This window comes from Kordia aestuariivivens (genome assembly GCF_014397005.1).
In the GTDB taxonomy this organism is placed as follows: Bacteria; Bacteroidota; Bacteroidia; order Flavobacteriales; family Flavobacteriaceae; genus Kordia; species Kordia aestuariivivens.
This window is the reverse complement of record NZ_JACGWS010000013.1, coordinates 91,431-113,089: the sequence shown is the minus strand read 5'-3', so window position 1 is coordinate 113,089 and position 21,659 is coordinate 91,431. Positions and strand designations below refer to the sequence as shown.

Here is a 21,659-nt window from a genome sequence, read left to right as displayed (position 1 = left end):
GCGAAAATAAGTGTGTTACAAATCCTACACAGTAACATAAGTTACAGAACGCTTTTATTTTTATAACGTTGATGGGCAAACGTATGCAGAAACAGGAATATTCGTTTCCTTGATGGCTTTAAAACCACCTTCTACATTGATCATATTATGAATTCCTCTACTTTTTAAGATAGATGCCGCAATGACACTTCTGTAACCGCCTGCGCAATGCACGTAAAACGGTTGGTCATTCGGAAATTCGGCTAAGTGATTATTTAGGAAATCTAAAGGTGTATTTTTTGCATCTAGAATGTGTTCAGATTTGAATTCACTTTCTTTACGTACATCAAAAACTTGACTGTTTTTATTGAATACTTCTTGAAAAGTTAGCGTTGAAATTGAACTCATTGTATCGTATTCTTTGGCAGCTTTTTTCCAAGCGTCAAATCCGCCTTCTAAATAACCTAAGGTATGATCAAATCCAACTCTTGATAAGCGTGTTACAGCTTCTTTTTCGCGACCTTCTGGTGTTACTAATAATATAGGTTGTTGAATGTCAGCAATTAATGCGCCAACCCAAGGAGCGAAACTTCCATCCAATCCTATAAAAATAGCACGTGGAATGTGTCCTTTTACAAATTCATCTTGATGGCGAACATCCAACACAATAGCCCCAGTTTCGTTGGCAATGGTTTCAAATACTTCTGGAGTTAATGCTTGAGTTCCACGTTGTAATACTTCGGAAATATCAGCATAACCTTCTTTGTTGAGTTTTACATTGTCTGGGAAATAACTTGGTGGTGGAAGCAATCCGTCTGTCACTTCTTTGATGAATTCTTCTTTGGTCATATCAGCGCGTAACGCGTAGTTCATTTGCTTCTGATTTCCCAACGTATCAATGGTTTCTTTCATCATGTTTTTTCCGCATGCAGAACCCGCTCCATGTGCAGGATATACAATGACATCATCTGCTAACGGCATGATTTTTTCGCGTAAGCTATCATATAGATAACCTGCTAAATCGTCTATAGTAATCTTTCCAAGTTTTTGAGCCAAATCGGGTCTTCCAACATCGCCTAAAAATAAGGTGTCACCACTGAAGATAGCATGATCTTTTCCGTTTTCATCACGTAATAAATACGTGGTACTTTCCATCGTGTGACCAGGCGTATGCAATGCAATAATTGTAATATTTCCTAATTTGAATTCTTGATTGTCTTCCGCAATGATAGCGTCAAAAGATGGTGTTGCATTTGGTCCGTATATAATTGGCGCGCCTGTTTTTTTGGCAAGTGTTACGTGTCCGCTTACAAAATCTGCATGAAAATGTGTTTCAAAAATATATTTAATTTTTGCGTTTTGCTTTGTAGCTTTATCTAAATATGGTTGTACTTCACGTAATGGATCAATAATAGCAACTTCGCCATTACTTTCTATATAATAAGCACCTTGTGCTAAACAGCCTGTATATATTTGTTCAATGTTCATGATTTCTTATTTTATAATTACAGGAACAAAATTAGGCTGTTTTTGCTACGTACACAGTAACTTTTGTTACAGTAGCGTGAGTTTTTTTGAGTGAGTTTTTTATTTAATTTGAGCTAAATATAGCTTTTGTGAAATTTAAAGAATCCACTGTGTGTACTTTTTTTGAGGGAATTATTGTTTCACGAAGAATTCCATGTAGAAGATAAAGATTGCCATGATAAAGATGAAATAGCCAAATCCTTTTTTGAGCTTTTTTCCGTCAATAAAGTTCCCTAGATAGCTTCCGATGAAGATTCCAACCAATGAAATACTCGTGAATATTGCTAAAAATTCCCAATCGATTTCCATCGTTAGTGCATCGCCCAAAAAGAAACCTAGTAATGATTTAAACGCAATGATAATGAGTGAAGTTCCAACGGCAATTTTCATGTCTACATTTGCTAGTAAAACCAAAGCAGGAATTATTAAGAATCCGCCGCCAGCACCAATCATACCTGTAATAGCACCGACAACTAATCCTTCAATTAATATTAATGGATAGTTGTAATGAACCGTTCCTTCGGCAACTTTTTCTTTACGTTCTTTTAGCATCGAAAATGCAGCGGGAAACATTAATACAGCAAATAAACCAAACATTCCCATTCGGCGTGTGAAGTCAAAATTTCCAATAGTGAATAGTGTATCTGGTAATGCAGGAACGACATAGTAACGAACTAAGGTGACACCAATAATGGCAGGAATTCCGAATACGACAGCAGTACGCCAATCTACATAGCCTTTTAAGTGCTGCTTTAAACCGCCAACTAGCGCACTTGTTCCCACGATGAATAGTGAGTATGCAGTAGCTACTTTTTCGTTTACAGAGAATAGATATGCAAGTACAGGAACGGCTAGTATAGAGCCGCCGCCGCCAATAAGTCCTAATGAAATTCCAATAATCAAGGCACTAACATAGCCAAGTATTTCCATAGTTGTTCAGATATTTGTTAGTGCAAAGTACCATTTTATGGAATGATCACACAGTAACAAAAGTTACATAATCAGACTAAATTTATGATTTTAATATGATTTCTGTGTAATTCTATGCGCCCCATTTGTTCTAATTTTTTTAGAAGTCGTGAAATTACAACTCTGGAAGTGTGTAAATCATACGCGATTTCTTGGTGCGTGTTGTGAATTGTATTTGTTTTGTTTACTCGAATTTTTTCTTTTAAATAGTTGAGTAAACGCTGATCCATTTTTTCAAAAGCCACACTATCCAAAATGTGTAATACTTCGTTTAAACGTGTATGATAGCTTTGGAATACAAAATTTCGCCAGGATTTGTATTTTGCAGTCCACTCTTCCATTTTTTGAACAGGAACCATGATGAGTTTTGTGTCTTTTTCAGCAACTGCTTTAATTTCACTTTTGGTTTGTCCCATGCAACAGTTCATCGTCATAGAGCAGGTTTCTCCTTGTTCTAAATAGTAGAGTAGTAATTCGTCTCCTTCTTTGTCTTCTCGCATGATTTTGATGGCTCCAGAAACTAGCAACGGCATTCCACGTACATAATCGCCAATGGACATCAGCGTAAAGCCAGCTGGGACTTCTTTAAAAGTTCCTACTTGCGCTATTTCATTCAGTAGTTCATCTTCAAATAGATGTCCGTAGCTGTTTTTGAGTTCCTGAATCATAATTGGATTAGCAGTTTTTCGTCTTTAAAGGTAAAGAAAGTATTTAGAAAGCAAAAGTATTGTTTTCCACAGCGTTGCTCAGTAACAAAAGTCACAGAACTTTTTTAACAAACAATATCTAACGGAAGATTTTGTTACAAGGCTTCAATTTTTTTCATGATTTCTTCGGCTTCAGCAGCTTTCTGATCGCTTAGTTTTCTGTTTGAGGTTGAGAGATCAAAAGCTTCTTTAGTGAGCTTTCCGTATTGATCGTAGAGTTTTTCTTTTTCTGTTTTCTTTTTGAATAATCCGAACATGTTTTTTCTTTTTCTTGGTTTTTTAGCACTTTATACCATTTCCAATATTAAATCACTCAATTAAAATACACCTTTTCACGTTATATTTCAAAATAGAAATAAGTTGTAGCTACTGCTATGAATATTTTTTCTTTTTTTATCTAACGCAAAAACTCATCATTTTTCTTATGTGTAATTTAACATCAGAAATGGTATTAAAGATACGACAAATTGACGGTTTTTCCTGTGTAACATTGAAAAGTAGCAAGGGTTTTTTTTTTATCTTCCAATCTTTACATTTTAAAATAGAAAAGCTACAATGTCACTTGATGACATTGTAGCTTTTCGTAACAACAAAAATAAACTAACTAATTTTTTTCTTTTTCTTTTTTTCGTAAGTCTGTATTGTAAATCACACTAAATTGTAAATATCCTTTTCCTGTTGTACTTACACGCTGGTATAGCATTCCAGTTTGTAAGTTTAGGTTTTTGTTTAATTGATATCCGATACCGCCGTACAATCGATTTCTGTCGAAAAATTCTTCTTCTCCGTTGACAAAGATTTCATTGTAGACACCAAAGAAAAATGTTCCTGTTTCTATTACGGGTTTGTTTACGGGAATAAAAAGCATCAATCGGTAACGAAAACGTGTTTTAAAATCGTCTTCAACCCAACGTTGTTCAGCTCTGTATCGATGTTCAAATTTTACGCGTCCTAGATTATTTGTGGTAATCAATTGTTGCCAAATACGATGTTCTTCCGTTTCTGGACTATCACGTTCGCTATCGTATACAAAACTTCCGATATAAGCATATCCAGCAGTTGCAAACGCATTTTTGGCAAAGTGATAGTTTAATCCAGTTCGCAACAACCATTGTTCCGTATTGTTAGGAAAAATCGTGTGATTACGAAATTGAACTTCCGTATGAATACTAAATTTTTCACTGATTTTGTTGGTTCCAAAATACATCAACCAATTTCCAGTTTCGTCTTGACTCCAACTTAATAGTGGAATCATGAAAAGTGTTAGTAAAATGGCACTTATTTTCTGTTTAAAATTCATTCCTATAAAAACGTTACTTTACCATTATTAATATCATACATTCCACCGACAATGCTGATTTCTCCGTTGCGTTCTTGTTCGGCTAACACAGGACTTTGATTGCGAATGTTTTCAATGGTCATTTCTACATTTTTAACCGCAACATTGTTTACGAATTCTATATTTCCTGAGTTGCGTAAACTTTCGTCTGTTGGTTCAGTAACTGCTTCTACCGCAGGTTCTATTTTGTTGATTAATGCAGTTAGGTTTCCAAGTCTTGCATGATCGCAAGCACCTTTTACAGCGCCACATGCCGTATGTCCTAAAACAAGCACTAATTTTGTTCCGGCAAGTTTGCACGCAAATTCCATGCTTCCTAAGATGTCTTCATTGACAAAGTTTCCTGCAATACGAACGCTGAAAATGTCTCCGATTCCTTGATCAAAAATTAATTCAGAAGAAACTCTAGAATCAATACAGCTCAGTATAGTAGCAAACGGATATTGTCCTGTGCTTGTATCTGAAACCTGATCGAGTAAATCACGTGTTACTTGTGTGTTGTTTATAAATCGTTCGTTTCCATCTTTTAACGCTTGTAAAGATGTTTCTGGAGTCATTATCTCTTGTGTTTCTTTTGTATGTGCTTTCATAGCTTTTGTATTTATTGTAATTGAATTGATGCTTGGTTATTCACGATTAAAATTGGCACGTTGATTTTTTGAATCGCTTGTTTAATGTTAGATCTCAGTCCTTGGAATGGTCCAGTACTTTTCTTCGTGTGCGGATTCATACATAAGAGTCCAATATTATTTTTGGCAACATACGATGCGATATTATTCATCGTATTGCTTCCGTTTTCAAACTCATACGTTATTACGTTTTCAGCAATTGCTTCTGCTTTTTCAGCATCCGTACGTACTTTAAAACGTTTGATAGGGTTTTTAGTATGCTTGCGCAAATCTTTTGTGAGTTCTAATGATAATTCTTCTGGAGTTGTATTGAATAAACCTATGGACATTGCTTCCGATGGACTCATTATTTTGTCTTTTCCAGAAATTAATACAGAACCATTAAAAGTGTCTAAAATAAATTTTGTGAATCCGTCACCTAAAAAGTTGATCAATTTTTGTGTGCGTTTTCCTAATACAACAATATCAGGTTTTACCGCTTCAATGCGTTCCATGGTTTCGTCTTTCAAATTTCCTAAAATGGAACTTGCCGTAATGGTAACGCCCGTCTTTTTAGAAATTTCACGAACCAATGTTTTTAGTTTTGCTTTCTTATTAACACGTTCTTCATCAATAGAACGCATGGCAGATAATTGATTTTCGTATTCTGCTATGTCAGAAGGTTTCAATACATGAAAAACTTCAACGCTTCCATTGATGATTTTTGAAAGATTTACCGCGTTTTCCAGAGCTGTGTTACATGCTTCAGAAAGATCTGTTAATACTAGTAATTTATATTTTGGTGTGTTCATGATTTTAAGTTTTTAGTGGTTAGTGTGTTTAAGCGCTTTTTGGTCTAAGTTGAAAAAATTCAAGAAAACTAGTTGGATTTTCCACAGTTCCACGTTCTGAAATCAATTTAATATCAATGTTTCTGTTGCGTGCTTTTTCTGAAAAATCTTCTAATATTTCTATAATATCATTGTCCAAGAAACGTGTTTTACGTACATCTAATTCTAAGAATGTATCTCTTGGTAAACTGTCTAATTCTTTTAAAATAGCTCCTTTGTTAAAGAATGTTACTTCTTCGGCAAGAGTCATTTTAATTCTATGTTTTCCGTTACTTTTATCTTCAATATGCAAGAAGTGAGAATTTTGGAAACTCTTAATTAATATTACGACAATACCAACGGCAAGTCCTAATCCAATTCCCCATAATAAATCGATAAAAACAATTCCTAAAACAGTAATTGTAAATGGAATAAATTGTTTCCAACCAGCTTTATACATTTGCTTGAATAAGGCAGGTTTTGCTAATTTATATCCTACAATTAATAAAACTGCAGCCAATACTGAAAGTGGAATCATGTTTAATAATGTTGGAATCAAAATCACAGAAATTAATAATAAGAAACCGTGAATAATCGCAGACATTTTTGTTTTTCCACCAGATTGAATGTTTGCTGAACTTCTAACAATTACTTGTGTAATTGGCAATCCACCAATTAATCCAGAAAGAATGTTTCCTGTTCCTTGTGCAAATAATTCTTTGTTTGTTGGTGTTACACGTTTTCGTGGATCTAGTTTATCAGTTGCTTCCACACATAATAAGGTTTCTAAACTTGCAACTAAGGCAATTGTAAAAGCTGTTACCCATATAGCAGGATTTCCGATGGCAGAAAAATTCGGAAAGCTAAACTGTCCGAGAAAAGAACTAAAATCATCTGGTACAGGCACTTTTACTAAGTGATCTGCAGAAATTCCATATGCCACATTTCCTTGTGTTAATAAAAAGTAAATAATACCTATAACTACGGCAACCAATGGTCCTTGTACCAATTGAAATATTTTTCCTTTTTTGGATAAAACGGTATTCCAAAGAATTAAAATTGCCAATCCAATAACTGCAATGATCGTTGCTCCAGGACTGATGTGATTGACCGAGTCGAAAATGTCTAAAAATGTATTTTGACTGTCTGATTGGAAAAGGGGAAGTTCTCCTTCAGTATTTGAATCGTATCCGAAAAAGTGTGGAATTTGTTTTAAGATAATAATGAGTCCAATACCTGTTAGCATTCCTTTAATTACAGAAGAAGGGAAAAAATATCCAATAATTCCGAATTTTAAAACACCAAAAAGTATTTGAATAACACCACCAAGTACCACGGCAACTAAGAAGTTTTCGAAACTTCCTAGCGAAGTAATGGCAACTAGGACAATTGCTGCTAAACCTGCGGCTGGCCCACTAACTCCAACTTGTGAGCCACTTATAGCACCAACGACAATACCACCAACAATTCCAGCAATTAGTCCTGAAAATAAAGGTGCGCCACTGGCCAAAGCAATTCCTAAACAGAGTGGAAGTGCAACGAAGAAAACGACAATACTTGCGGGAAAATCCGCTTTTAAATTTTTGAATGGATTTGAACTATTCATTATAGCAATAATTTTTTTGAATTGAAAAAGATGTATATAAACCCTGCATGAATTTCAATTCACAGTTAGTTTGATTATTTTGTTGTTGTAAAAAATAGAATGGTTCTTCTGTAGTTGTTAGTTAGAAGAATATTCTAGCTATTCTCGGAATAATAGCATGTACGAAATGTAAAATTAGGCGTGCCTTGGCGGCGGAATTAGGATGTCGAGATTACAAGACCATCTTGATTGTTGTAAATAATGATTTGCGTTTATATTGCTAAGATCGCAATACGCTATGGTAGAATGTATACGTTGAGGTTCTATTTTAGTGTCTTTCTCTGTTTTATCTTCGACTTCTTCTTCGGTATCATCTTCAAAATCATAATCAACCAGCTCAAAAGAAGTGTCAGAAAAAATAGAAAATGTATTTGCAATTGGTTGTAACAACATCGCACACAAAACCAGCAAAAAAGGAATTTGCTTTATAAGGTTCAATATGTGTTTACGTTCCAATGACATTTATTTGATTACTTTAAAAACTAAATCTGTATAAAACTTAATGATAGTATCTTTTCCTGCTTTTACATCTGTTAAGGAAGGTAAATGCTCCGAAAAATAACGTTGCTGATGTGCGCCTTCAATCACAGTTGATATCAACATGTGAGGAAATTCAAAATCAGAATTAATATCAGTAACCATATTGCTTACACGTTGTACAACACGTTTGTACACTTTATAATATCCTTTTTCGTTTTCGCTGTCAATATCTTTAGTATGGTATGCTTTTGAAGATTCTGCAATAATAATTCGATTCAAAATCACTTCGTTGATGTACGAGAATGAATTATCAACATCCGTTTTTCGAGTTAAAATTTCAACAGCAGCTGACAATTTTTCTTCAAATGACTTAACATTTGTCGTAGCGAATACTAATTTATACTCAATCCAACTCCAATACCAACATATCAAATACACTAACAATATATGCTTGCTTTCAAAATAACGATAAATAGAGCTTTCGTTAGAACCAATAGATTGTCCTAATTTTTTAAACGTAAACGCTTCAAAACCCAATTCGTCAATCATTTCAATACTGCGCGATACAATCTTCTTTCCTAATTCTGACGATTCAGGATTCTTAGTGTACAGCTCTTCGCTGATGACAATATGTATTTGTAAATTTTCCATACTAATAGTAGCAAATATAATAGTATTACTATTAAAAACTAAAAGTTTAACTATTTTTTTTGAAAAAAATGTAAATTAATTTTATAGTTCATCTTAAAAATTAAAGGTAAAGTGCCTGAAAATCATGTCTATGAAAAATAGTGTAAAGTCAATGATTTTGGGAAATTATGTGTATTTTTGCACTTTAATTTCTCAAGTAAAATTCAATTGTGTGAAAAAAATCACAGTTGACGAATATTCTTGATGATCAATACTATATATGACACACAAAGCAGGATTTGTTAATATTATCGGAAATCCAAACGTTGGAAAATCAACCTTAATGAACGCATTTGTTGGGGAAAAACTTTCGATTATTACCTCAAAAGCGCAAACAACACGTCACAGAATCTTAGGAATTGTCAATGGAGACGATTTTCAAGTGATTCTATCTGATACACCAGGAATTATAAAACCTGCGTACGAATTGCAATCATCTATGATGGGCTTTGTAAAATCTGCTTTTGAAGATGCCGATGTGTTAATCTATATGGTAGAAATTGGCGAAAAAGATCTAAAAGATGAAGCCTTTTTCAATAAGATCATCAACAGTGAAATTCCTGTATTATTATTATTGAATAAAATTGATAAGTCTTCACAAGAAGAATTAGAAGCGCAAATGGACTTCTGGAAAGCGAAAGTGCCAACGGCAGAAATCTATCCAATTTCAGCACTTGAAAACTTCAATGTCACCGAAGTATTTTCAAGAATTATTGAGTTGCTTCCTATGTCGCCAGCATTCTATCCAAAAGATCAATTAACAGACAAACCAGAGCGTTTTTTCGTAAACGAATCAATTCGCGAAAAAATCTTGGTCAACTACAAAAAAGAAATCCCGTACGCGGTTGAAGTAGAAACGGAAGAATTTTTTGAAGAAGAAAACATCATTCGTATTCGTTCTGTCATTATGGTAGAACGCGAAACGCAAAAAGGAATCATCATTGGTCACAAAGGAAGCGCGTTAAAAACTGTTGGAATCCAAGCACGAAAAGACTTAGAGAAATTCTTCGGAAAGCAAATTCACATTGAATTGTATGTAAAAGTCAACAAAAACTGGCGTAGCAATTCGCGACAGTTGAAACGTTTTGGGTATAATAATTAGGTTTTTTTAGTTTTGAGATTTTAGTAGTGAGTATTGAGTGAAAATTAAATTTACTGGTATAGATTCACACAATTATATTATAAAAATCAATATCAGTGTAGCCATAGCTATAATTGCGCCTATAATCTTATCTTTCTTAGTCGGTGGGTATTTTTGTTCATGCAGAATTTTCAAGACAAACATCGGAAAACATAAACATGCAGAAATAATTATTAGCGTATTTACAGAAACTTTTTGCAACACTTCATCAATAAATATAAATCCCAATACGCAAGAAATCAAAATAATAATTCCTAACGATACATATCCTATTTTTAATAATTTATAGTTCATGATTGAAGTTTTTGTTTACCGATTTGAGGATTAAATAAGTTTTATAAAAGTAAAATAAAGATCACACATATAAATGTGGTTTCCCGTAGCTGCAGAAAAGTTGAGGCAATTGTAAGTGATTTAAGTAGAAAATTACAAACCAACAGTCCGATTCAAAAAATGATTCAACTCAATCATTTCAGGTTTTCCTGTGGCTTTTCCCATGCGACCTGCAACATAAAGCACAAACCAAACGAAGATCATCAATACCATTAAACCAAGTTGAATTCCATAAGAAGTTTTCAAAGTGGCATTGGTGTATGCCCAAACGCCAAATCCGATAAAAAGACACGCAACTAAAAAGTGTAAAAACATAAAAAATGTCCAAACGGTCGGACTCGGACCAAACAATCCGTGCAATTCACAGTTTTGTTCGTCTATTTCATCGACTTCTACATGCAATTGTGGCGACCAAAAATGTTGCTTGCTCTTCGGAATTCGGATAAAAACATGATTGTCTATACGAGAAACCACAAAATCGGTTTGTGTTCCTTTAGTCACTTCCAAACGATCAAGCACAACTTCGCTCGCTTCTGGTATCGTTCTCTTAAAACGCGGCCGTAAAACAATTTCTTCACCTATATGCATCACAATTTCTTTAAGTATTCCAAAATACAAGTTCTCATCAAAACAAAAACTGATAATTATCATCTGCGCTTAAAGTATATTCTTTTCGCTAGAAAAAGATTAAAAACACCTCATAAAAGCTCTCTTTCTTTTGTTTCTTTTCTTTGGGAAAGCAAAGAAAAGAAAAGCTAGAAGCAACATTCACAGAATACTTACACAAAATAACTTTTTACTCATAAACAGAAAATGTACCTTTGCAGGCACAAATAGAATGAAATGAGTAATATAGTAGCCATAGTAGGACGTCCAAATGTTGGAAAATCGACTTTGTTTAACCGAATGATTAAACGTAGAGAAGCGATTGTTGATGCGGTAAGTGGTGTAACAAGAGATAGACATTACGGAAAATCAGATTGGAACGGAAGAGAATTTTCGTTAATCGATACTGGTGGATATGTCGTTGGAAGTGATGATGTCTTTGAAAAAGAGATAGATAAGCAAGTAGAATTGGCAATTGATGAAGCAGATGCAATTCTTTTTGTAGTAGATGTAGAATCTGGCGTTACAGGAATGGACGAAGATGTGGCAAAATTGCTACGTAGAGTAAAAAAACCAGTTTTACTCGTTGTAAATAAAGTAGATGCAGCCAATCGTTTGCATGATGCTGCCGAATTCTATTCATTAGGATTAGGAGAATATTATCCAATTGCAAGTATCAACGGAAGTGGAACAGGTGAAATGTTAGATGCATTAATTGAAGCGTTACCAGAAGCTGTAGAAGCTGAAGAAATAACCTTACCACGTTTTGCAGTTGTTGGAAGACCAAATGCTGGAAAATCGTCGTTTATCAATGCCTTAATTGGGAAAGATCGCTATATCGTAACAGATATTGCTGGAACTACACGTGATTCTATTGATACCAAATACAACCGTTTTGGATTTGAATTCAACTTGGTAGATACTGCTGGAATTCGTAGAAAAGCCAAAGTAAAAGAAGACTTAGAATTTTACTCAGTAATGCGTTCCGTGCGTGCTATTGAACACAGTGATGTATGTTTACTCATTGTTGATGCTACAAGAGGATTTGATTCGCAAGTACAAAACATCTTCTGGTTGGCAGCAAAAAATCACAAAGGAATCGTGATTTTAGTAAACAAGTGGGATTTAGTAGAAAAAGATACATCTACAGTAAAAGAATTTGAAAAACACATTCGTTCACAAATAGAACCATTTACAGATGTACCAATTGTATTCATCTCTGTATTGACAAAACAACGTATTTTCAAAGCTATTGAAACTGCGGTTGAAGTGTATCAAAAGCGTACGAAAAGAATTTCTACAAGTAAGTTAAACGACATCATGTTGCCAATAGTTGAGCGCATGTCGCCGCCAGCATACAAAGGGAAACATGTAAAAATAAAATTCTGTACACAATTACCAACTGCATATCCGCAATTTGCATTCTTTGCAAACTTGCCGCAATATGTACGTGATCCTTATAAGCGATTTATTGAAAATCAATTGCGTGAACAATTTGACTTTACTGGAGTTCCAGTAACCGTCTATTTTAGGAAAAAATAAAATGTCTAAAAAGGTATTTCTTGTAACGGTTCTCATTGTTAGTCTACTATTAATTGGACTGATGTTATTAGTTGCTGATGCAAGAAGTACTAATGTTTTAGAGCGTTTTTCAACGATAGAAGAGAAATTTATAGAAGCAAATGAATCTGTAGCCGCAAAAGTAGATTCGCTTCAAAAACAACTAGAAACATCAACAGAAGCTATACCAGAAATCGTGCTACAATTCAATGCAAAAGCTGATGAATTATTGGCAAACATTCTACTCATAAAAAAAGAACTCATTCCAAATGGTCTTACGGATTATAACTACGAAGATCCTGAAATCGCAAAAAATAATGTAGTATTCTTTTTAGAAAATGGGCAACATTCCGAAAAAGCATCACAATTTCTTGCCAAAATAGAAGCCTACGAAAACATAGTAGCAATCATCCATCTTGAATTTCCGAAAACAAACACACAGAAATTTAAACTACGGACGGACATAAGAGAAAACGAAGATTGGTTAAGCTACAACTTTAAGGGCTTTCCTGTGATAGCATCTTATGTGAAATTAACTACCATGGAAAACGATATTAAAAATAAAAAAGAGATCATCTTTAACGCAGTATTAAAGGATTAGTCTACTTTCTTCAATTTAATTAAAATGTCATTTCTTTACTTGAAAATTCAGGAAGTAGTAGTTTTTTCAGCTTTCGCTAGATGGTACTCGTAGCGAATTAATAAGCAGTCATAATTAGAATGTATCTACATAGTTCTAAATTATTCTAAATCAGTAATCTAATTTAAAGCGTTTCTATATTTTAAGATTTACAAAAAGGGTTTTATGATTATTTTAATAATAAATCATCATTTTTTATGTTTGTTTGTGTGTTGAACCGATTCACCATCAATTAAAATCTAAAATGACTAAACCATTTATTGTAATACTGGTATTAATAGCCAGTATATTTACATCTTCACTTTGCGCACAAGAATTTGAAATTACAGGTAAAATTATAGACAAAACTGCAAAAACTCCTCTAGAATCTGCAACTGTTTACATAGAATCTATAAAAGATAGTACACTCATTACCTATACAATTAGCGATAGAAAAGGGAACTATGAATTATCAACACGAACAAAACTCAAAGAAGTAAACCTATTTGTAACCTTTAACGGATTTCAGACATACAAGCAAAAAGTAACACTTGATACATCTGTAATAAGATTGCCAGATATTGGATTAGAACTAGCTTCCAATGAGTTGGATGCGGTTCAAATTGTTGCCATACGTGCGCCAATTACAGTCAAAAAAGATACCTTAGAATTTAATGCAGACTCGTTCAAAACACGACCAGATGCTACAGTACAAGACCTAATCAAACAATTGCCAGGTGTTGAAGTTGATAGTGACGGAAAAATAACAGTCAACGGAAAAGAAGTCAATAAAATTTTGGTAAACGGAAAACCATTCTTTGGAAACGACCCTAACATTGCTACAAAAAATTTAACCAAAGATATCGTAGACAAAATTCAAGTAATGGCCACGAAAAGCGAATCGGAAGAATTCACAGGAAAACAAGGGACTTCTGAAGAACAAACGATTAATATTGAACTCAAAAAAGATCAAAACAAAGGGTTCTTTGGGCGAGCCACTGTCAGCGGCGGAACGGATGAACGTTATGCCATGAGTGGAATTGGAAATTATTTCAATGAAAATCAGCGAATTAGTGTTTTGGCAAGTAAAAACAACATTAACAGTTCAGGATTTAGTTATGATGAAATCTATGACATGATGGGGAATTCTGGTGGGAATGTCTATTTCGGAGACGGTCAAGGTTTTGGCGGATTAAGAGGTGGCGGCGGACAAGGAATTACCACATCGAGTAATGCAGGCGCAAGTTTTGTAGATGAATTCAAGGACAAAACAGAAATTCTTGCAGATTACTTTTTCTCGCGTTCCGATTCGGAAAATGAAAGTAGAGTAGAACGCGAAAACATTCTCCCCGATGGAAGTTTCTTTACAAATTCGACCAGTACTTCCATGAATGTAAACGACAGTCACAGAGCAACTTCAGAACTCCAATTTAAAATAGATTCAACATTCAAAATTATAGTTGCGCCAAGTTTTAGATATACAGAAGGTGAAAATTTTTCTTCGCGAAATGAAGAATCGTTAGACGATGAAGGAACGTTATTAAACCGAGGAGATTCACAAAATAGTACTGATTCTGAACGTCGAAACTTTGCAAACAATATAGATGTTATCAAAAAGTTTGGAAGCAAAGGTTCGTATATAAGTCTTGGAATCAACAATAGCTTCATCAATAATGTTTCAGACAACTTCTTAAACACAACCAACGAAATATTTGGGACAACACCTTCAACAGAAACTAGAGATCAATTGACGGATACGGAATCCAAACAAAATCAAATATCAGCAGACATAGAATATCGGATTCCACTAAAAGAAAAACTATTTTTAGACTTAAATTATCGTTTTGCTAACAGACGCGAACGCAATGACAGACGTGTTTTTGATTTTGACAATACAACGAATCAATACGACGCTTTCAATCAAACCCTAAGTTCAGATTTAAAAGTAAACTTCCAAACACATACACCAAAAATTGGAATCAATTATGAAGGTGAAAAACTCTACCTAAGTTTCAATACAGGATTACTATTCTCTGAATTAAAAAATGAAGAATTAATTCAAAATACCTCGGTTACATCAAGTTTTTCAGATATAAGTATCAACAGTTACATGCGCTATAGTATTAAACAAGGAATGAGCGTTTATGTAAACTATAATACCAATACGCAATCGCCAAGTGCGCAACAATTACAGCCTGTTGCCAATGTAAGTAATCCATTAAACATTGTTGTCGGTAATCCGAATTTGAATCGAGAATTCAATCAAAGTATGTATTTGAATTTCAACAATTACGATTTCAAAAGTAAAAGCGGATTCTTTGCATGGTTTTCGGCAACATTAACCAATGACAAAATTGTTCCATTTTCTACAACAGACGAAAACAGAATTAGAACTACAACCTACACAAACGTAGATGGAGTTTTTAGAGGAAATGGTGGTGTATCCTACAGTAAAACCATCAAACGCGATAGTAGTTCGGTGCGTTTCAGAGTTGGCTTGTACAATAATTACACTAAAGAATTTAACTTTAGCAACAGTGTAAAATTCTCCACAAAACAAAACAGATTGACGCCAAGTGTACGAATGACATACAATTATAGAGAATTATTAGAAATAGAACCTAGATATTCAATGTCGTTTAATACCATACAATACAGTTTGGAAAATCTTGAGAATGAAACGTTTCAAAATCATAATGTAGGTTTAAAAACGACAACTTTCTGGCCAAAAAAGATTGTATTTGGAAACGACTTACGATACACCTATCGAACCAATGTTGCGCCAGGATTTGAGCGAAGTGCTTTATTTTGGAACATGAGTTTAGGTATAAAAATTCTCAACGACAAAGGAACCATCAAGTTGACAGCGTATGACTTATTAGATCAAAACATTAACACACGTAGAAGTGTGACGGCAGATTACATTCAGGATTCACAAAGTACCGTATTGCAACGGTATTTCATGCTAGGATTTACCTATAAACTTAGCAAAGTTGGTGGCAAGAAAAGTAACATAGAATATTTCTAATCGTAATTACGAACTCATTAAAAAAAAGCTTTTGAATATTCTCAAAAGCTTTTTTTGTGGAATGAACTTTGTATCTTGGAAAAGTAAAAAAAACGAAATGTAACGGATCAGGACAATTGATCGTCAAACTGAAAAAGAAGAAATAAAAAAGACCTATCCATTAAAAATTAAAAGTACAGATATAGATGAATAAGATACTAAAACCATTTATTTGCGCCCTAATATTATTTACTTCATGCGCAAGTTTTGCACAAAACAATACCTACGAATTAGAAACACGATTCATGGATTGTATCTATAATTTACTAGATGACGAAGGAGCAAAACTAAAAGAGTTAATTCAAAAATCAGAACAAAAGCTCATAGAAGCAAAATTGCTAAAAGACACGAGTGGCGAAAGTTATATGGCGTTTTATGAAAATATTGAAACAGCAGTTGATGGTAGACTTGAAAACTTAGGAATTAGTAACCTTATCGTAGCTGCACTTCAAGGTGGTGAAAATGCGCAAACGTACGCAACTTGTATGAATGGAATTTTGACAGATCCAAGCTATAAAGATTCAAAATTAGCTAAATTTATAAAGCTATCTACTTCTGGAAACAATCCTAAAATTTCAGTATTAGCAAGTCAATTATTGGCAGTCTTTGAAGTAAAAGATTTTACAAATGATTTCTATAAATATCTCACGTTTTCACTACTAGATAAATACAATGCTTCCAAAAAAAAATAGTGATAGTACAATAGAATTAAAATGAAAAAGAAACTTCTATACGTATTTTTAATTTTTGCACTATTAATAGGAATTGCAGGATACATTCTTACCATTCATGTATTACCGTATGCGATTGTACAACCGCAAAAAATAAACCTGGCACTAACACCACAAAAACTTGGATTACAGGGCGAAAAACTAACGGTGAATGTAGAAGACAGTATTTCCTTAAAAGGGTATTACATTCAATCTAATACGTCAGAAACCAAAGGAATCATCATCTTAATTCATGGAGTTGGCGGTTGTAAATAGCATTTCTTAAACTTAGCGGGAAACTTGGCAAACAACGGAATTGCTTCTGTATTATTTGATGGTAGAGCACATGGTGAAAGTGGCGGAAAATATTGCACCTATGGCTTTCATGAAAAACAAGACATTATCGCCATTGTTGATGAACTCAAAAAGAGAAATTCGTCATTACCAATTGGAATTTGGGGAAACTCTTTAGGTGGTGCTATCGCGATTCAAGCTTTGGAAATAGAGAAACGTATTGAATTTGGGATTGTGGAAAGTACATTTACGGAATTAGATCAAATTGTATACGATTACCAAAAGAAGATGGCTAAAGGTTTCGGATTGCGTTTCATGTCAGATGCAGCATTACAAGAAGCTGGAAACATCGCAAACTTCAATCCTGATGAAGTAAAACCGATTATTTCTGTGGCAAAAATTGAGCAACCAATGTTCATTGCGCATGGCGATAGTGATGAAAATATCAGTTTTGAATATGGAAAACAACTCTATGAAAATCTCGCTTCCGCAGAAAAAGAATTCGTTTTAGTAGAAGGCGCAGGACATTTTGATGTGTATGCAAAAGGTGGAAAAGACTATGAAAATAAGTTGATGAACTTTATTAAAAAACAGCTTGAAAAGTAATAATACAATAGCGCTAAAGAGTTGTAAAAATCAAATCGCAATAACTACAACGTTGTAGTTGTTAAAAAACTGATTCGCATTGGAAATTGAAAAGAAAAAGGCTTATTTTTAAAGTCAGACTCATAACGATATGCGCAGTTTTTCTCGGTTGATACAACTCTCTTTTTTGCTTCTAGCTTCCGCAATCGCGCATGCGCAAAACACGCCGCCAACCATTACAGCAACAGGAAATCAGCAGTATTGCGGAGATATGCCGATGAATATTGTGACTTCTGTATCAATCACTGATCCTGATCCTACGGATACAACATTGCCAGTTGTATATGTTCAAATTTCAGAAGGATATTCCAATGGACAAGATCAATTAACCTTAACAGGAACGCATCCAAATATTAATGGATTTTGGACACCAGCTTTGGGACGAATGGCGTTAGTTGGTCCTGCAACATTTGCCGAATATGAAGCAGCAATTCAAGACATTGTATTTGAAACCACACAAACCAATTTTACCGAAGATAAATTCTTCTCTATCAACTTAGGTGATGCCAACTATTTGCCATCTACAGGTCATTACTATTTCTATGTGCAAAACGCAGGAATTACATGGACGCAAGCACGCGATTTGGCAGCAACGCAAACGTATTTCGGTTTACAAGGGTATTTAGCTACACTAACCACCGTAGAAGAAGCAGAGCTGGCAGGCTCGCAAAGCTCTGGAACAGGTTGGATTGGTGCTACAGATGTAGATCAAGAAGGAACGTGGCAATGGGTTACTGGACCAGAAGCAGGAACTGTTTTCTGGATTGGAGAAGTCAATGGAACACCACAAAATGGAGAATATTCTTTTTGGAATTCTGGCGAACCCAATAATTTTGGAGAAGAACATTATGCGCACATCACTGATCCAAGTATTGGATTATTAGGTTCTTGGAACGATTTGCCAAATGTAGGATCAACAGATCCAAACAATCCGTATCATCCACAAGGATATATCATTGAATATGGTGGAATGCCAGGCGAACCAACCATAAATCTATCGGCAAGTACACAAATTGAAACACCAAAATTTACACTAAACGAAGATGGAAATTGCGATCCGAGTGAAATCACGCTAAGTGTAGATACCAATACGGATAGTGTTTTATGGTTTGAAACAGAAACGTCCACAACGCCAATTCACTCAGGAACAAGTTACACAATAACTGTAACCCAAACCACCACATTTTGGGTATTGCCAGCATTTTCAGGATGTACTGGTGGCGCAAGAAGTGCAATTACTGCTTCCGTTTTTGGGCTTCCAGCAACGCAAGATATAAACATTGTGCAATGTGGTGCTACAAGTGGAATTACTGTGTTTAATCTATTTGAAAACAATGAAGAAGTTGCCGCAGGAATTTTAGCCGATCGACAAGTTCGGTATTATATTGATAGTGGCTTGACGCAAGAAATCACGACAAGTGCGTATACAAATACGTCAAATCCGCAAACAGTATATGCGGAAGTTACTGACTTAGTTTCGGGTTGTGTAAACACGGCAGAAGTACGTTTGGAAGTAAGTTCTAACGCAGTAAGTAATCCTGTTTTAACTGCTTGCGATGCAATTGAAGAAGTTGGAATCACACAATTTGATTTGTCATTAGCAGACTTGCAAATTACAAACGGATTGCCGTCAGGTGTTACGGTTGCCTATTACGAAACGCTGGAAAATGCGTTACTTTTAATAAATCCATTAGCAAATCAATATACGAATACAATAGCATATTCACAGACAATATATGCGCGGGTTGAGCAGAATGGAGATTGTTTTGGAATTGGAGAGGTGATGCTTAATGTAATCGGTTTGCCCGATATTCCTTCGGAAGAATTAGTATATTATTGTGTAAACTTTTCACCGCAACTCATCACACTTGAAAGCGGAATTACGAATAACTTTAGTGATTATACGTTTGCTTGGTCAACAGGAGAAACCACGCCTGAAATTCAAGTAAATCAATTAGGGAATTATACGGTTGAAGTAACTGAAATTGGAGCTTGTTCAAAAATAAAAACAATTGCTGTGCAACCGTCAAACATTGCAACTATTGGGAATATTTTAATTGATGATATTTCAGATGTTAATGTGGTAACAGTGATCGTTTCTGGGGAAGGTGAGTATGTATTTGCATTAGACAATCCAAATGGAATTTACCAAGAATCAAACATTTTTCAAAACGTAGCAGCAGGATTTCACACGGTATATATCAAAGACATCAAAAATAATTGTGGAATTGTAAATGAAGATATTGCTGTCATTGGCTATCCAAAATTCTTCACACCAAACAATGATGGTGCAAACGATACTTGGCAACTTAAAGGAATTTCTGCGGAATTTCAAGCTGGAACACAAGTGTTTATATACGATCGTTATGGAAAATTACTCAGAATCTTAATCAACGCTGAAGACGCTTGGAATGGAACAAATAAAGGCGCAAAAATGCCGTCAAGTGATTATTGGTTTTCCGTTGCGCTAGAAGACGGACGAACCTTTACGGGACATTTTACATTAAAGAGATAGTTTAGTATTGAGATTGTTTAAGTCTACACTTCGGCTTCGTTCAGTGTGCTATAATCTAAAACTCCAAGAAGTCCAAACAATCCAACAAGTCTAAAAAACAATTTCAAAGGAGATTGAGCGTAGTCGAAATCACCAACTTCCACTCGCGCCACCGCCACCGAATCCGCCGCCGCCGAAGCCACCACCAAATCCGCCGCTACTTCCGCTGCCAAATCCACCGCTGCTTCCACCGCCAAATCCGCCTTTACCCAAACTACTCAAAATAATAATATCTAGTAAACCGCCTCCTGTGCCGTGTCTGCCACCGCGATTATTACCGCCGTTACGTTTGTTATTTGATAAAATAGAAAGTAACACAAAAAAGAAGATTACTAAGAAAATGACAACAGCAGAAGGAATGCCTTCATCAGTTCCTGAGCGACTTCGAGATCCTGTGTATTCACCATTCATCACTTGAAAAATAGCTTCTACACCAGCGTTTAATCCGTCATAATAATTTCCTCTTTTAAAATGTGGAATTATACGTGTTTCAATAATACGTTTGGAAAGTGCATCGGTCACTAAATGTTCAACGCCATATCCGTTTTGAATGCTAATTTTACGATCGTCTCTGGCTAATAATATAAAAATTCCATTATCATGATTTTCTTGACCAACTTGCCATTCATGCCCCCAATTTGAAGCTAAATAATCAATATTTTCTCCTTTTGTCGATTTAATGATGGCAACAACAATCTGCGTAGAAGTCGTATCAGAATATTTGATAAGTTTATTTTCTAGGGCATTTTTTTCACCAATAGAAAGTAAGTTGATATAATCGTATACTGCATCAGGAGTTGCTTTTGTAGGTTTTGGCGGAATTTTAAACTGAGCGTATGAAACGTTCAGAAAAAACAATCCAACGATGCAAATAAACGTTTTAAAATATATTGTTGAGGTGTTCAGCATTAGCCTTTTGAAATTTCGTTTGGTAGTTCGTCTTCATGCGTATCAACATCCCAAGGGAAATGTTTTTGCAATTCCAATCCGGCTTGCAATATACCTTCAATCATTCCTTGTGTAAAATTTCCTTGTTGAAAATGATTGCGCATCACATCGCGTGTACTATCCCAAAAGTTAGTTGGAACCACATTATGAATGCCTTCATCACCATAAATTACAAATGTTTTATCATGAACGGCAACATAAATTAAAACACTATTACGAAGTTTAGTATTGTCCATTTTAAGTAAATGAAATACTTCCAATGTACGCTCAAACGCATCAATATCGGTATGTGTTTCTAGATGAACTCGTATTTCACCAGAAGTATTTCGTTCTGCCGTTCTAATGGCAGTTATGATTTCTTGTTCTTGATGAGCCGTTAGGAAATCTTCTACTTCAGACATATGAGAA

21 protein-coding genes and 1 pseudogene are annotated in these 21,659 nt (G+C 34.8%); 8 read left to right on the top strand and 14 right to left on the bottom strand.

The features are described from left to right. Positions 1–60 precede the first annotated feature (60 nt). The 10 genes from H2O64_RS18920 to H2O64_RS18875 form a co-directional block, all read right to left on the bottom strand. The gene (locus H2O64_RS18920) at positions 61–1,467 is read right to left on the bottom strand and encodes an MBL fold metallo-hydrolase (RefSeq protein ID WP_187563794.1); all 1,407 of its coding nucleotides are present in this window, start codon (positions 1,465–1,467) and stop codon (positions 61–63) included. A 171-nt stretch (positions 1,468–1,638) separates the two neighbouring features. Further along, positions 1,639–2,436, bottom strand: a complete 798-nt coding sequence (locus H2O64_RS18915; protein ID WP_187563793.1) for a sulfite exporter TauE/SafE family protein — start codon at positions 2,434–2,436, stop codon at positions 1,639–1,641. 71 nt (positions 2,437–2,507) lie between these two features. Continuing rightward, positions 2,508–3,143, bottom strand: a complete 636-nt coding sequence (locus tag H2O64_RS18910; protein WP_187563792.1) for a Crp/Fnr family transcriptional regulator — start codon at positions 3,141–3,143, stop codon at positions 2,508–2,510. Between the two features lie 134 nt (positions 3,144–3,277). Next, a complete protein-coding gene (locus H2O64_RS18905; RefSeq protein WP_187563791.1) occupies positions 3,278–3,439 on the bottom strand; it encodes a Lacal_2735 family protein in 162 nt (53 codons plus the stop codon). Positions 3,440–3,786: 347 nt separating this feature from the next. After that, a complete protein-coding gene (locus tag H2O64_RS18900; RefSeq protein ID WP_235982944.1) occupies positions 3,787–4,437 on the bottom strand; it encodes a DUF2490 domain-containing protein in 651 nt (216 codons plus the stop codon). Positions 4,438–4,484: 47 nt separating this feature from the next. Beyond that, positions 4,485–5,111, bottom strand: coding sequence for a carbonic anhydrase family protein (locus tag H2O64_RS18895; protein WP_187563789.1), 627 nt, complete (start codon positions 5,109–5,111; stop codon positions 4,485–4,487). Between the two features lie 11 nt (positions 5,112–5,122). Then, the gene (locus H2O64_RS18890) at positions 5,123–5,941 is read right to left on the bottom strand and encodes a universal stress protein (protein ID WP_187563788.1); all 819 of its coding nucleotides are present in this window, start codon (positions 5,939–5,941) and stop codon (positions 5,123–5,125) included. A gap of 28 nt (positions 5,942–5,969) precedes the next feature. Further along, on the bottom strand, positions 5,970–7,565 hold the full coding sequence (locus tag H2O64_RS18885; protein ID WP_187563787.1) for a SulP family inorganic anion transporter: 1,596 nt from the start codon (positions 7,563–7,565) through the stop codon (positions 5,970–5,972). Between the two features lie 174 nt (positions 7,566–7,739). Further along, positions 7,740–8,060 (bottom strand): hypothetical protein, encoded by a 321-nt coding sequence (locus tag H2O64_RS18880; protein ID WP_187563786.1) that lies wholly within the window; start codon positions 8,058–8,060, stop codon positions 7,740–7,742. A 6-nt stretch (positions 8,061–8,066) separates the two neighbouring features. Further along, positions 8,067–8,735 carry a TetR/AcrR family transcriptional regulator gene (locus tag H2O64_RS18875; protein WP_187563785.1) on the bottom strand — a complete coding sequence of 223 codons (669 nt, stop codon included), beginning with the start codon at positions 8,733–8,735 and terminating at the stop codon, positions 8,067–8,069. Positions 8,736–8,994: 259 nt separating this feature from the next. Here H2O64_RS18875 and era point away from each other — a divergent pair, with 259 nt between their 5' ends. Further along, the gene (gene era, locus H2O64_RS18870; RefSeq protein WP_187563784.1) at positions 8,995–9,876 is read left to right on the top strand and encodes a GTPase Era; all 882 of its coding nucleotides are present in this window, start codon (positions 8,995–8,997) and stop codon (positions 9,874–9,876) included. Between the two features lie 72 nt (positions 9,877–9,948). On the opposite strand, the gene H2O64_RS18865 is transcribed toward era, so the two are convergent. Both H2O64_RS18865 and H2O64_RS18860 read right to left on the bottom strand, forming a co-directional pair. Then, on the bottom strand, positions 9,949–10,209 hold the full coding sequence (locus H2O64_RS18865; RefSeq protein ID WP_187563782.1) for a hypothetical protein: 261 nt from the start codon (positions 10,207–10,209) through the stop codon (positions 9,949–9,951). 132 nt (positions 10,210–10,341) lie between these two features. Then, positions 10,342–10,899: a GTP-binding protein gene (locus H2O64_RS18860; protein WP_317173846.1), complete on the bottom strand. Its 558-nt coding sequence runs from the start codon at positions 10,897–10,899 to the stop codon at positions 10,342–10,344. A gap of 192 nt (positions 10,900–11,091) precedes the next feature. Between H2O64_RS18860 and der the strand changes: the two genes are divergently transcribed. The 7 genes and pseudogenes from der (at position 11,092) to H2O64_RS18825 (ending at position 20,264) form a co-directional block, all read left to right on the top strand. Continuing rightward, entirely contained in the window at positions 11,092–12,396 is a 1,305-nt protein-coding gene (gene der / locus H2O64_RS18855) for a ribosome biogenesis GTPase Der (RefSeq protein ID WP_187563781.1), read from the top strand. Between the two features lies 1 nt (position 12,397). Next, positions 12,398–13,015 carry a hypothetical protein gene (locus tag H2O64_RS18850; RefSeq protein ID WP_187563780.1) on the top strand — a complete coding sequence of 206 codons (618 nt, stop codon included), beginning with the start codon at positions 12,398–12,400 and terminating at the stop codon, positions 13,013–13,015. A gap of 283 nt (positions 13,016–13,298) precedes the next feature. Then, positions 13,299–16,061 (top strand): outer membrane beta-barrel protein, encoded by a 2,763-nt coding sequence (locus tag H2O64_RS18845; RefSeq protein WP_215907193.1) that lies wholly within the window; start codon positions 13,299–13,301, stop codon positions 16,059–16,061. Between the two features lie 185 nt (positions 16,062–16,246). Next, entirely contained in the window at positions 16,247–16,792 is a 546-nt protein-coding gene (locus H2O64_RS18840) for a hypothetical protein (protein ID WP_187563779.1), read from the top strand. A gap of 21 nt (positions 16,793–16,813) precedes the next feature. Next, on the top strand, positions 16,814–17,086 hold the full coding sequence (locus H2O64_RS18835; RefSeq protein WP_187563778.1) for a hypothetical protein: 273 nt from the start codon (positions 16,814–16,816) through the stop codon (positions 17,084–17,086). An 18-nt stretch (positions 17,087–17,104) separates the two neighbouring features. Continuing rightward, positions 17,105–17,710 (top strand): annotated as a pseudogene (locus H2O64_RS18830) (alpha/beta hydrolase); the annotation flags it as partial. 166 nt (positions 17,711–17,876) lie between these two features. After that, the gene (locus H2O64_RS18825) at positions 17,877–20,264 is read left to right on the top strand and encodes a T9SS type B sorting domain-containing protein (protein WP_235982942.1); all 2,388 of its coding nucleotides are present in this window, start codon (positions 17,877–17,879) and stop codon (positions 20,262–20,264) included. Between the two features lie 129 nt (positions 20,265–20,393). On the opposite strand, the gene H2O64_RS18820 is transcribed toward H2O64_RS18825, so the two are convergent. Beyond that, positions 20,394–21,212, bottom strand: a complete 819-nt coding sequence (locus H2O64_RS18820) for a TPM domain-containing protein (protein WP_187563775.1) — start codon at positions 21,210–21,212, stop codon at positions 20,394–20,396. After that, a complete protein-coding gene (locus H2O64_RS18815; RefSeq protein WP_187563774.1) occupies positions 21,212–21,652 on the bottom strand; it encodes a TPM domain-containing protein in 441 nt (146 codons plus the stop codon). Before H2O64_RS18815 ends, H2O64_RS18820 begins: the two co-directional genes overlap by 1 nt. Between the last annotated feature and the right edge of the window lie 7 nt (positions 21,653–21,659).